Genomic DNA, 12,117 nt, shown 5'->3' with positions numbered 1-12,117 from the left:
GCGCGACGCGACGCCGAACGCGCGGGCGCGGAACCCGTCCGCCCTACAGCCAGCCGGCGCGGCGGAAGCGCCGGTACATGTACAGCGCCACCCCGACCATGGCGCCGAGCGCGAACGGGTAGCCCCACTTCCAGTCCAGCTCGGGCATGACCTTGAAGTTCATGCCCCAGATGCCGGCGAAGGCGGTGAACACCGCGAAGATCGCGGCCCAGGCGGCCAGCTTCTTGTTGACTTCGCTCTCGTCGATCGAGACCATCGACAGGTTCACCTGGATCGCGGTGCTGATGGTGTCGCGGATCGCGTCCAGGCGGCCGGCGATGCGGATCAGGTGGTCGTGCACGTCGCGGAAATAATCCTCGGTATTCGTCACCAGCACCGGCACGCGCCCGCCCTGCAGGCGCCCGAGCGCTTCCAGCAGCGGGAACACGGCATGGCGCAGCACCAGGCCCTTGCGCTTCAACTGGTACAGGCGCTCGACGTTCTCGCGCTGGGCGCCGTCCATGAAGATGCGGTCTTCGATGGTCTCGAGCTCCGACTCGAGCATGTCGACCACGGGGAAGTAGCGGTCGACCACGGCGTCCATCAGCGCGTACAGCACGAACGACGATCCCATCGCCAGCAGGTGCGGCTCGCGCTCGGCGCGGGCGCGCACGCCGAGGAAGCCCTTGGCGGCGTCGCGCCGCACCGACAGCACGTAGTTGGCGCCGGCGAAGATCGCCAGCTCGCCGGTCGCGAGGCCGTCGCCCTCGAGGTCGACGGTGTGCACGACCGCGAACAGGCTGTCGCCGTATTCCTCGATCTTGGGACGCTGGTGGCCGCGCGCGGCATCCTCGACGGCCAGCTCGTGCAGGTTGAATTCATCCTTCATCTGCGCCATCTCGGCGTCGGTGGCGTCGCGCAGCGCCACCCAGACGAAGCAGCCGGACCGGTCGAGGTAGTCGCTGATGTCCTCGACGGGGATGTCGCAGAGCTTCTTGCCTTCCTGGTAGGCGACGCAGTTGATCAGCATTGCGGGTCTTCACATGGTGTTGTTGCTCGGGTGACAGAGCTTACACCATCGTGGGGCTTACACGCGTGTGGTGGGCACGGGGTGCCCACCATGACTGGCCGCGCGGCTGAACACCGGGGTCAGAGCCCCTTGAAAAGCAACACCGGGCTCTGACCCCTCCCTATTCGTCCTTGGCGCCGTCGATGCCGAGCTCGGCGATCTTGCGCGTGATGGTGTTGCGCCCGATGCCGAGGCGGATCGCGGCGTCGTTCTTGCGCCCGTGCGTGTGCTTCAGCGCCGTGCGGATCAGCGCCGATTCGAACTGGCGGCCGAGCACGTCCATCACCTCGACCTGGCCCTCGGACAGCATGCGCGCGGCCTGCAGTTCGAGCAGGCCGATCCAGCCGTCGGCGCCGGCCGGCGCCAGCGCCGACATCAGGCCGGGCATCACGCCCTGCAGGGCCACGCCGTCGGCACCGTTGTGCAGCGGGCCGGCCGACGGCGCCGGCATCGCCACCGCGGCGGCGCTGCCCGGCCCCGGCAGCGCCGACAGGCTGTTGACGGCGGCGCCCGGCTGGGCCTGGGTCAGGTCGCGCGGCAGGTCCTTGACCTCGACGGTCTGGCCCGGCGCCATCACGGTGATCCAGTTGCACAGGTTTTCCAGCTGGCGCACGTTGCCCGGCAGCTCCAGGCCGGACAGGAAGCGCAGCGCCTCCTCGCTCATGCGCTTGGTCTCGACGCCCAGTTGGCGTGCACTCTGCACCAAAAAGTGGCGCACCAGGATGGGGATGTCCTCGCGCCGCTCGCGCAGGGACGGCAGGCGCAGGCGGATCACGTTCAGGCGGTGGTACAGGTCTTCGCGGAACAGGCCGTCGCGCACGCGCTGCTCGAGGTTCTGGTGCGTCGCCGCGATCACGCGCACGTTGGCGCGCACCGGCTGGTGCCCGCCCACGCGGTAGAAGTGGCCATCCGACAGTACGCGCAGCAGGCGCGTCTGCAGGTCGAACGGCATGTCGCCGATCTCGTCGAGGAACAGCGTGCCGTTCTCGGCCTGCTCGAAGCGGCCGCGCCGCATCGCCTGGGCGCCGGTGAAGGCGCCGCGCTCGTGGCCGAACAGTTCCGATTCCAGCAGGTCCTTCGGGATCGCCGCCGTGTTCAGCGCGATGAACGGCTGCTGGGCGCGCGGACTGTGCTTGTGCAGGGCGCGCGCCACCAATTCCTTGCCGGTGCCGGACTCGCCGGTGATCAGGACGGTCACGTTCGACTGCGACAGGCGGCCGATGGCGCGGAACACTTCCTGCATCGCCGGCGCCTGGCCCAGGATCTCGGGCGTCTCCGCCGGGGCGATCTCGACGCTGGCCTCGCGCAGGCTTTCCTCCAGCGCGCGCCGGATCAGCGCCACTGCCTTGTCGATGTCGAAGGGCTTGGCCAGGTATTCGAAGGCCCCGCCCTGGAACGAGGCCACCGCGGAATCGAGGTCGGAGAACGCCGTGATGACGATCACCGGCAGGCCGGGATGGCTTTCCTTGACGGCGGCCAGCAGGTCCAGGCCGGATTCGCCCGGCATGCGGATGTCCGACACCAGCACCTGCGGCGACTCGGTCTCGAAGGCGGCCAGCGCTTCGCGCCCGCTGGCAAAGCTCCGGGTTGCGAGGTTTTCGCGCGCCAGGGCCTTTTCGAGGACCCAGCGGATCGATGCATCGTCGTCGACAATCCAGATTGGTTTCATGTGTTTCGTGCTTCCCGCGATGGTTCAAGGGGGACTACGGCGACCGCCCTCTCCTTCCACCGCTCATGGCAGCGGAATCAGGATGCGGAAATCCGTCAGTCCAGGCCGGCTTTCGCACTCGATCAGTCCCATGTGCTGCTGCACGAAGGTCTGCGCCAGCGTCAGCCCGAGGCCGCTGCCGCCTTCGCGCCCGGAGACGAGCGGGTAGAAGATGCGGTCGCGGATGTCGGGGGCGATGCCCGGTCCGTTATCGATGATATGCAAGTCTAATGCCAGCCCGTAACGGACCTTCGCCAGCGTGATCTGGCGCGCGACGCGGGTGCGCAGCACGATCTCGGCCTCGCCCGCCGCGATGCGCGCGCGCAGCGCCTGGGCGGCGTTGTGGACGATGTTCAGCACCGCCTGGATCAGCTGCTCCTTGTCGCCGCGGAACTCGGGGATCGAGGCGTCGTAGTCGCGCCGGATCGCCAGGCCCGACGGGAACTCGGCCAGCACCAGGCTGCGCACGCGCTCGCACACCTCGTGGATGTTGACGTCGCCGACGATGTGCGGGCGGCGGTGCGGCGCCAGCAGGCGGTCGACCAGCGTCTGCAGGCGGTCGGCCTCCTTGATGATGACCTGGGTGTATTCGCGCAGCGCATTCAGGTGCGCGTCGGGCAGTTCCAGCTCCAGCAGTTGCGCGGCGCCGCGGATGCCGCCCAGCGGGTTCTTGATCTCGTGCGCCAGGTTGCGGATCAGCTCCTTGTTGGCCTGGCTCTGGTCGAGGATGCGCTCCTCGCGGTCGAGCTTCAGCTGCTGGACGTTCTCGCGCAGCTCGACCACGACCTCGGCCTCGCCGGCCGCGCTGACGATGCTGTGCACGTGCAGCGGCTCGCGCGCGGCGCGCTGCAGGGTCAGGTCCTGGCGCAGGTCGGCGTACTTGTGGGCCAGCGCCTGCTCGCACAGCGCGCCCAGTTCCTCGCCGTTGACGAACAGGCCGACCAGCTTCTGGCGCGACAGCGACTTGAGCGAGATGTCGAGCAGGTGCTCGGCGGCCGGATTGGCGTAGCGCACCAGGCCGCAGGCGTCGATCACCAGCACGGCGGATGCCAGCAGGTCCAGCCCGGCGAAGCGCTCGTTGGCGGTAGGGATGTCGTTCATGGTGCCTTATCGGATGTTGGCGATCTCGCGCCGCAGGGCCTCGACGTTCTTCTCGGCGCGGCCGATGTCGTCGCGCAGCCGCGCCACGCGCTCCTGGTACTTGGCGTAGTTGCGCTCGTTGCCCAGGCGGTCGGGTTCGCCGTTCTTGTATTCCAGTTTCAGGTCGGCCAGCTTCTTTTCCTCGGCGCGCAATTCCTCGTTGAGGATGTCGCGGCGGTCGTCGTCGCGGGCGCGCTGGGCGGCGCTGTCCACGCGCGGGAAACCGGCCGGGCCGGCGTTCGGGGGCGGCTTCGGCGCGCCTTCCGGACGGGTGGCCGCCGTGGTCGCGGTCGTGGCCGGTGCCGCGGCCGGGCGCGGGGCCGAGGCCGGCGCCGGGATGTAGCCCGGCAGGTCGAGCGGCTTGCAGCCGGCCCGGTGGATGTCGGTGAATTCCACGCGGCCCTGCTTGTCGACGCACTTGTAGACGACGGCATCGGCGCGCGCGCCGGGATGCACTGCCAGTGCGGCCAGCAGCGCGGCCAGGCCGGCGGAGCACGGGAAGGAGCTGCTTGTCATTCGCATCGGGTCGGTCGGCGCCGCGTCGGGCGCCCGGTTGGGGATGCCCCGACTATAACGCATCCAATGAAAAACGCGGGGCAGCCGGCCGGCTTTCCCCGCGTTTCTGTTACCTTGCGGCTACATCCGATGCCGGTCCGTTGACGGTCCGGCATCGGCCGTTGGCAAGGGATTACGACGAGTAGTACATGTCGAACTCGGCCGGGTGCGGGGTCATGCGCATGCGCTGGACTTCCTGCATCTTCAGGTCGAGGTAGGCGTCGATCATGCTGTCGCTGAACACACCGCCGCGGGTCAGGAACTCGCGGTCCTTGTCCAGGGCTTCCAGCGCTTCTTCCAGCGAGGAGCACACGGTCGGGATCAGCTTGTCTTCTTCCGGCGGCAGGTGGTACAGGTCCTTGGTCGCGGCTTCGCCCGGGTGGATCTTGTTCTGGATGCCGTCCAGGCCGGCCATCAGCAGCGCGGCGAAGCACAGGTAGACGTTGGCCAGCGGATCCGGGAAGCGGGTCTCGATGCGGCGGCCTTTCGGGTTCGCCACGTGCGGGATGCGGATCGAGGCCGAACGGTTGCGGGCCGAGTAGGCCAGCTTGACCGGGGCTTCGAAGCCCGGCACCAGGCGCTTGTACGAGTTGGTGCCCGGGTTGGTGATCGCGTTCAGGGCCTTGGCGTGCTTGATGATGCCGCCGATGTAGTACAGGGCGGTTTCCGACAGGCCGGCATAGCCGTCGCCTGCGAACAGGTTCTTGCCGTCCTTCCAGATCGACTGGTGCACGTGCATGCCCGAGCCGTTGTCGCCGGCCATCGGCTTCGGCATGAAGGTGGCGGTCTTGCCGTAGCTGTGGGCGACGTTCCAGACAACGTACTTCAGGTTCTGGGTCCAGTCGGCGCGCTCGACCAGGGTCGAAAACTTGGTGCCGATTTCGTTCTGGCCGGCGCCGGCCACTTCGTGGTGGTGCACTTCGACCGGGATGCCCAGCGATTCGAGGATCAGGCACATTTCCGAGCGCATGTCCTGGAAGCTGTCGACCGGCGGGACCGGGAAGTAGCCGCCCTTGACGGTCGGACGGTGGCCGCTGTTGCCGCCCTCGAAGTCCTTGTCGGTCGACCAGGAAGCCTCTTCCGAATCGATCTTGACCATCGAACCGGCCATCTCGACCTTCCACTTCACGGAGTCGAAGATGAAGAATTCCGGTTCCGGGCCGAAGAAGGCGGTGTCGCCCAGGCCGGTCGACTTCAGGTAGGCTTCGGCGCGCTTGGCGATCGAGCGCGGGTCGCGGTCGTAGCCCTTGCCGTCCGACGGTTCGATCACGTCGCACTGCATGAACACGGTGGTCTCTTCCATGAACGGGTCGAGGTTGGCGGTGTTCGGATCCGGGAGCAGCAGCATGTCCGATGCCTCGATGCCTTTCCAGCCGGCGATCGACGAGCCGTCGAAGGCATGGCCGGATTCGAACTTGTCTTCGTCAAAGTGCGAGATAGGAACGGTCACGTGCTGTTCCTTGCCGCGGGTATCGGCGAAACGCAAATCAACGAACTTGACTTCGTTGTCCTTCAGCATCTGCATTACATCTGCGGCGGTCCTTGCCATTCGTATCTCCTGAGTAAAAAAGGGTGTCGACGACGCCAACGGGGCGTGCGACGGACGCACAAGCTATTAAGCAGAAATTATGCCAGCATTTGTCTATGAGCAAATAATTAATGAATCCTTGTTACGCCTCAAATTTGCCCATTAAAATCAAAGCGCCAGCATCACTGCACAAATTTGATGCAACCGACGGCGAATGCACTCCCTTGGTGCGGACGAGGCAGTATGCACCAAGTTGATGCCGTGCGCACCAAATGCGAGCACAGGATGGCGACGTTGCGCCAAACCGAAACAAGGGAAAGGAAAAGACCATGAGCACGACCGAAGCAATCCTCGCTGGCGCCCGCCAGCGCGCACCGGACCAGGGCTATGCCGGCGCCGTCACGCCGCAGGAAGCGTTCGCACTGGTGCAGGCCGACCCGAAGGTCAAGCTGGTCGACGTGCGCACGAACGCGGAGCGCGACTGGATCGGCCGCCCGGCCATTCCCGCGGCCCAGCACGGCGCGGTGCAGTGGAGCCTGTACCCGGGCGGCGCCCCGAACCCGGACTTCGCGCAGCAGCTGCAGGGCGCGGCCGACAAGGACGACGTGGTGCTGTTCCTGTGCCGCTCGGGCGTGCGCTCGCGCCACGCGGCGCGCGTGGCCACCCAGCTGGGTTACGCGAACGCCTTCGACATCCTCGAAGGCTTCGAGGGCGACCGCGACGCCGACGGGCATCGCAAGACGGTGGGGGGGTGGTGCAAGGCGGGGTTGCCGTGGGTGGGGGCTTGATACCATAGCTGCAGCAAACCGTGGCCCCCGGTCGTGAAACCGTCGCCCCGGCCTGCGCCGGGGCGACGTTCATGATGCGCCTTCGCCTTCCACCGCGCCCAGCACCCGCTGGCGCACGAAATTGATGTGGCTGCGCAGTCCGTACAGCGCATCGGCGTAGGCCAGCGGGATCACGATGTGGTTGACGCGCCCCTCGATGTCGTCCAGGCGCCGCAGCAGTTCTTCGCGCGCCTGCGCGCGGCGCTCGTCCGCCGTCTTTTCCCAGGCCTGCTCCACCGCCCTCAGCTGCCCGTACCAGCGGTACACGCGCGAGCGGATGCGCCACACGTACAGCGGCGGCACGATCTTCGACAGCGGGATGATCAACGCCGCCAGCGCCACCGTCACCACCCACAGCCGGTCGAACAGGTTGGCCAGCCAGAACGACAGGTAGCGCTGCAGGAACGGCGGCCCGTCGCGGTAGTACTTGGCGGCTTCGCGCGCCACCGGGATCTCGGTGAACTTCGGCGACGGGAACTGGCCCTGCTGCTGGAACCAGCCGGCGCCGCCGTGCGTCTCGATCGCCGCCTTCACGAACAGGTCGACCAGCGCGGGATGCAGGTCCTCGCGCGCCACCAGGGTGGCGGTCGGCGCGATCAGGTGCACGTCGCGCGCCGGGATGTCGCGCCCCAGGTCGACGATCCCGCGCGGCAGCACCACGTGGGTCAGGAACGGCAGGCGGCGCGTGTAGGCCTCGGCCTGGCTGAAGTCGAACAGGCGGATGCCCGGCGTCTGCAGCAGCATCTGCACCAGCGGCGCCTCGGGCGCGGAACTGAACACCAGGCCGTCGATGCGGCCGGCCAGCAGTTCCACCGTGGCCGGGGTGTCTTCCAGCGCCGATATCGTCAGCTGGGCCGGCTCGATGCCGTTGGCCGCCAGTACCTGGCGCAGCAGCTTCGGCACGCCGGTGCCCTCCGGTCCCAGGTTGATGCGCTTGCCCTTCAACTGGGTCAGGCTGCGCACCTCGGGCTGGCCCGCGGCGGGCGCGCGCAGGAAGAGCCAGACCGGCTCGGTGAACAGGCTGCCCAGCGACACCAGGCCGCGGCGCTCGGCCTCGTCCCCGGCGGTCGAGCCGCTCTGCACGAACGCCAGGTCGACGTCGCCGTCCACGAGGCGCTGCAGGTTCTGCTGCGAGCCGAGCGAGCGTTCCAGGCCGACGCGGATATCCTCCCGCTGCAGGATCGTCGCGTACTTGCGTCCGAACTCCTCGTAGGCGCCGTTTTCCTGGCCGGTCGACAGCACCACCGCGCGCGGCGGGGCCGGGTCGACGACGACGTAGGCCACCGCGCAGGCGGCCAGCACCAGCACGATGGTCGGCGCCGACGCGACCACGAGGTCGCGCAGCGAGACCAGGCTGAAATCGCGCAGGCGCGGGCGCTTCATGCCGCCGCGTGCGCGCATGCCACGCACGTCACTGCAGCACTTCCTCCACTGCCGCCGGCTTGTGGCGCGGCGCCTTGGGCGGCGCGTCGGCGTCGGCCGGCTTGCGCGGGGCCGGCGGGGCTTTCGGGCGGACCGGCTCCACGGCTTTCGGATGCGCGGCGTCGCTCGCTTTGGCGGCCGGCTTGGCGGCCGGCTTGGCGACCGGCTTCGGCGCGTCCGCGGTCGGCTTCACGGCCGGCTTCGGCGCTTCCACGACGGGCTTGACGACCGGCTTCGGCGCGGCCGGGACCGTGGCCGCCGGCTCGGCCGCCGGCGCATCGTCGGCCGCTTCGACGGCCGCGTCGCCCGCCGCATGCTCGGTGTCCGTGGCCACGGCATCGGCCGGGCCGGCGGGCGCCGGCACGCCCGGCCGCGCCACGTGCACGCCCGGCACCATCACGGTGTCGGTCGGCTCGATCATCGGCATCAGGCTCGGCGCCAGCGTCACCAGGAGCTGCACCGGCAGCGCGCTGGTGAAGTCGTAATGGGCCGACTGCGGGCCGTGCACGTAGGCGGTCATGCTGCCGAAGAAGCGCTCGCCGATGTTGAACACGAACGTGGCCGAGCGGTTCACGTAGCGCGACTCGATCAGGCGCCCGCCGGCGCCGTAGACGTCGAAGCGCTGGTCGCCGGTGCCGGTCTTGCCGCCCATCGCGATCACGCTGCCGTCCTCCTTGACGAAGGCCGACTTGACGCGCTTGGCGGTGCCTTCCTGGGCCACGCCGTGGATGGCGTCGGCGACGGCGCGCGCCACGTCCGGATCGAGCACCTGCTCGCCCTTCTCGTTGCGGTGCCTGACCAGCGTCTCGTAGGGCGTGTCCTTGGCGAAGTGCAGCGAGTCGACGCGCTCGGTCGGCTTGCGCACGCCGCCGTTGACGATGATGCCCATCAACTCGGCCAGCGCGATCGGCCGGTCGGCCGAGGCGCCCAGCGTCGTCGCGTAGGACGGCACCAGCGAGTCGAACGGATAGCCCATCTTCTTCCACTGGGCGTGGATCTTGAGGAAGGCCTCGACCTCGAGCAGGCCGGCGATGCGCTTGTCCTGGGCGTGCTTGCGGTGCGTCTTGAACAGCCACGCATACACTTCCTGGCGCTCCTTCACCGAGGCGCCGGTGACCTCGTCCCAGGTCGCCTTCGGATGGGTGCGCAGGTAACCGACCAGCCACAATTCGAGCGGGTGGATCGAGGCCACGTAGCCGCGGTCGGCGAGCGACATGCTGGCCGGGTCGTACAGCGCGTACATCTTGCCGACCTTGTCTTCCTCGACCTCGTTCTCGGACGGCAGGTTGGCATGCAGGAAGGCGCTGAACTGGGCCAGCGACCCTTCCGGGTGGATCGTGCGGTACACGGCGGCCAGCTTGCCGGCCTTCGGGCGCACGCTCTGCATCAGGATGCCTTCGACCTCGTCCGGGGCCTTGCCGCGGTACTTGTTCCAGAAGCGCGCCAGGAAGTCCTTGCCCTCGCGGTCGGCGAAGCGCGACAGGTAGTCGGCGCGGCGCGGGTCGTCGGCGTCGGCCAGCAGCTGGGCCGAGGAACCCGGCAGCTGGAACATGTAATAGCGCACCACGTCGCGCATCAGGCGCACGAACACCAGGTTCGTCGAGTTCTGCAGGGCCTGCTGCACGGTCAGGATGCGCGAGTCGTCCAGCCTGCTGAAGTTGCCGAAGGTGTGCAGGCCACCGCCGGTGAAGAAGGCTTCGCCGGGGCTGCCCGAGTACTTGCGCTCCATCGCGGCCGCCAGCATCGGCTTGAGGCCGCGGTCGGCGCCGGCCGGCAGCATCAGGAAGTAGTCGACGGCCCAGCGCGTCAGGCGGTCCTTCGGATCGACGTTGACGGCGCCCAGTTCCTGCTTCGACATCGGCTCGTAGCGGGCGTGCAGCTGGTCGACGATGTCGAGGTAGGTCACCAGCGTGCGCAGCTTGGCGGTGGAACCCAGGTCCAGCTTGGCGCCCTCGTTGATGTCGAGCGGCTGGTCGTAGTTGTCGGTCTGGACGCGCAGGTAGTTGACCTTGTCGCCGCGCTCCATCAGCGTGAAGCTGTAGACCACCTTGGACGGGTCGCCGTTGCCGAGCATGCCCTTGCCGGTCAGGCCGGCGGCCGCCGCGGCCTCGTTGTCGGACAGCCTGCGCAGCGCCGCCGTGACGGCCTTCTGGGCCTCGCCGTTCAGGGTGGTGACCACCGACAGGTCGAGGCGGTCGATGTTGTACATGCGCGCGTCGCCCAGCAGGTTGGCCAGGTGGTTGCGCACGGCGTTGGCGGCCTTGCGCGTGACGAAGGCATTCGCCGGCGGCGGCGCCACGCCGGAGGCCTGCGACGGATGCAGGGTCACGCCCAGCGCGGCGTCGCGCAGCGCTGGGGAGATCACGCCGGCCTGGGCCAGCACGCGCAGGTGGCTGTTGGTCAAAGTTTCCAGGTCCTTCTCGCCGGCGCCCAGGTAGTAGGCCGGGCGGCGCTGGGCGATCGTCAGCGACAGCGCTTCCTTGTACACCAGCGCGTATTCCGGCGTGACCGTCTTGCCGGCCAGGATGCGGTTCATGTCGGCGAAGTCGCGTCCGTACCAGACCCACATGCCGTCGCCGATGCCGTTGACTTCGCCGTAGCCGAGCTTGGCCGACAGCGGCACCGTGTTCAGGTATTCGAGCACGATGCGGCGCCGCGCGCCGGTGGTGTCCTCGCCGTCCTGGTAGGCGCGCAGCATGGCCGAGGCCATCTGGCGCAGCTTGTCCGTGGTCGACGCGGTGCGGCCCTCGGGCGAGTGGCGGTACTTCTCGATCTGGGTGGCCAGCGTGCTGCCGCCGGCCACGCGCGAGCCGCTGCCCAGGCCGACCGAATGCAGGGTCTTGTCGAACACCGCCTTCGAGAAGCGGTCCCATTCGACGGCCGGGTTGCGCTTCGGGTAGGTCGTGTCGAGCAGTTCGCGGTTCTCGATGAACAGCAGGCTCTGCACCAGCAGCGCGGGGGCCTGCTCGAATTTGTCGTACAGGCGCTCCGGGAAGCGCGCCGAGAACAGCGGCTGGCCGGCGTAGTCGAGGATGTCGAGGCCGGCGCGGGTCTTCTCGTGGTAGGGCGGATACAGGCCCAGGTCGGCCAGCTCGATCATCTTGGGCGACATGCGCGCCTGCGCCTCGACCAGGTAGTCGCGCGTCTTGAGCTTGGCCAGGTAGTCGGGCAGGTTCGCATAGCCGAGGCGGTCGTCGTAGGGGCTCGACTGGGGGAAGCGGATCGCGTCGCTCGCGCCCTTCTCCATGCGGTAGCCGGTCTTCTTGGCCAGGCCGGCGAAGAACTTCGCCTGCATCGCCGAGGTGCGGCTCTCGTAGACGGCGAACGCGGCGCCGGCGGCCACGGCGACCAGCAGCAGCACCAGCATCGCGCGCTTGACCATGCGCCAGGCGCGCCGCGGCCTGCGCGGCGGCGGCCCGGCATCGGCGCCGCCGGGATGGTCGGGATCGGCGGCCTCGGCCTCCTCGACGGGTTCGAGCACCGAGCCGAAGCCGGGCTCGATGCGCGCCGGCCTGGCCTGCGCGGAGAGATCCTGGACCGCGGCCATGGGCACGCCGGCGAGGACGGGTTCTGCGGCCCGGCCCGGCACGGCCAGGTCGAGGAGGCGGCGCACGGCGCGGGGAACGAGGCGGGGCCGTCGGAGACGGCGATTACTTTCCATGATGGTTCAACCGGTTTGAAACACTGTCCTGCAATTCCCGTCAACCTGCTCGCCATCCTGGTGCGGTCGGTTCGAGTGATCAGGTCTGCAAAAGTTCACAAAAACGAAGGACGATCTCACTCAGGATCGCCACTTTCCATACTCATCATTCCACCACATCAATGTGTCATGGGGGTCTCGCATGTGAACTTTTTTGACGTCGTTCGTGGTTTTTCGCAAAAAAACAAC

The 12,117-nt window shown here is 68.3% G+C and carries 8 protein-coding genes; 1 reads left to right on the top strand and 7 read right to left on the bottom strand.

All coding sequences use genetic code 11. From position 1 onward, the window contains the following. Window positions 1-43 precede the first annotated feature (43 nt). The 5 genes from corA to glnA all read right to left on the bottom strand — a co-directional run bounded on the left by corA (window position 44) and on the right by glnA (window position 6,000). Window positions 44-1,009, bottom strand: coding sequence for a magnesium/cobalt transporter CorA (corA, locus tag QZ749_RS11125; RefSeq protein WP_296946578.1), 966 nt, complete (start codon window positions 1,007-1,009; stop codon window positions 44-46). Between the two features lie 160 nt (window positions 1,010-1,169). Further along, window positions 1,170-2,717: a nitrogen regulation protein NR(I) gene (gene ntrC / locus QZ749_RS11120; RefSeq protein ID WP_296946574.1), complete on the bottom strand. Its 1,548-nt coding sequence runs from the start codon at window positions 2,715-2,717 to the stop codon at window positions 1,170-1,172. Window positions 2,718-2,780: 63 nt separating this feature from the next. Next, the gene (gene glnL, locus QZ749_RS11115; protein WP_296946572.1) at window positions 2,781-3,857 is read right to left on the bottom strand and encodes a nitrogen regulation protein NR(II); all 1,077 of its coding nucleotides are present in this window, start codon (window positions 3,855-3,857) and stop codon (window positions 2,781-2,783) included. A 6-nt stretch (window positions 3,858-3,863) separates the two neighbouring features. Further along, window positions 3,864-4,412, bottom strand: coding sequence for a DUF4124 domain-containing protein (locus tag QZ749_RS11110; protein ID WP_296946570.1), 549 nt, complete (start codon window positions 4,410-4,412; stop codon window positions 3,864-3,866). 172 nt (window positions 4,413-4,584) lie between these two features. Further along, a complete protein-coding gene (gene glnA, locus QZ749_RS11105) occupies window positions 4,585-6,000 on the bottom strand; it encodes a type I glutamate--ammonia ligase (protein WP_296946567.1) in 1,416 nt (471 codons plus the stop codon). A 308-nt stretch (window positions 6,001-6,308) separates the two neighbouring features. On the opposite strand from glnA, the gene QZ749_RS11100 reads away from it, so the two are divergent. Then, on the top strand, window positions 6,309-6,767 hold the full coding sequence (locus QZ749_RS11100) for a rhodanese-like domain-containing protein (RefSeq protein ID WP_296946565.1): 459 nt from the start codon (window positions 6,309-6,311) through the stop codon (window positions 6,765-6,767). Between the two features lie 69 nt (window positions 6,768-6,836). On the opposite strand, the gene QZ749_RS11095 is transcribed toward QZ749_RS11100, so the two are convergent. Then, window positions 6,837-8,207 carry a TAXI family TRAP transporter solute-binding subunit gene (locus tag QZ749_RS11095; protein ID WP_296946562.1) on the bottom strand — a complete coding sequence of 457 codons (1,371 nt, stop codon included), beginning with the start codon at window positions 8,205-8,207 and terminating at the stop codon, window positions 6,837-6,839. 10 nt (window positions 8,208-8,217) lie between these two features. Further along, on the bottom strand, window positions 8,218-11,610 hold the full coding sequence (locus QZ749_RS11090; RefSeq protein ID WP_296947148.1) for a transglycosylase domain-containing protein: 3,393 nt from the start codon (window positions 11,608-11,610) through the stop codon (window positions 8,218-8,220). Between the last annotated feature and the right edge of the window lie 507 nt (window positions 11,611-12,117).

Origin of the sequence: uncultured Massilia sp., from assembly GCF_913773735.1 — a bacterium.
Lineage (GTDB): Bacteria > Pseudomonadota > Gammaproteobacteria > Burkholderiales > Burkholderiaceae_D > Telluria.
Note: the sequence above shows the minus strand (reverse complement) of the source record. Positions and strands in the feature narration are given on the sequence as shown.

What these genes read in the sequence shown, in the direction of transcription:
- corA (WP_296946578.1), bottom strand. Translation starts at nt 1,009, where the DNA reads ATGCTGATCAACTGCGTCGCCTACCAGGAAGGCAAGAAGCTCTGCGAC.
- QZ749_RS11095 (WP_296946562.1), bottom strand. Translation starts at nt 8,207, where the DNA reads ATGCGCGCACGCGGCGGCATGAAGCGCCCGCGCCTGCGCGATTTCAGC.
- glnA (WP_296946567.1), bottom strand. Translation starts at nt 6,000, where the DNA reads ATGGCAAGGACCGCCGCAGATGTAATGCAGATGCTGAAGGACAACGAA.
- QZ749_RS11100 (WP_296946565.1), top strand. Translation starts at nt 6,309, where the DNA reads ATGAGCACGACCGAAGCAATCCTCGCTGGCGCCCGCCAGCGCGCACCG.
- QZ749_RS11090 (WP_296947148.1), bottom strand. Translation starts at nt 11,610, where the DNA reads ATGGTCAAGCGCGCGATGCTGGTGCTGCTGCTGGTCGCCGTGGCCGCC.
- QZ749_RS11110 (WP_296946570.1), bottom strand. Translation starts at nt 4,412, where the DNA reads ATGACAAGCAGCTCCTTCCCGTGCTCCGCCGGCCTGGCCGCGCTGCTG.
- ntrC (WP_296946574.1), bottom strand. Translation starts at nt 2,717, where the DNA reads ATGAAACCAATCTGGATTGTCGACGACGATGCATCGATCCGCTGGGTC.
- glnL (WP_296946572.1), bottom strand. Translation starts at nt 3,857, where the DNA reads ATGAACGACATCCCTACCGCCAACGAGCGCTTCGCCGGGCTGGACCTG.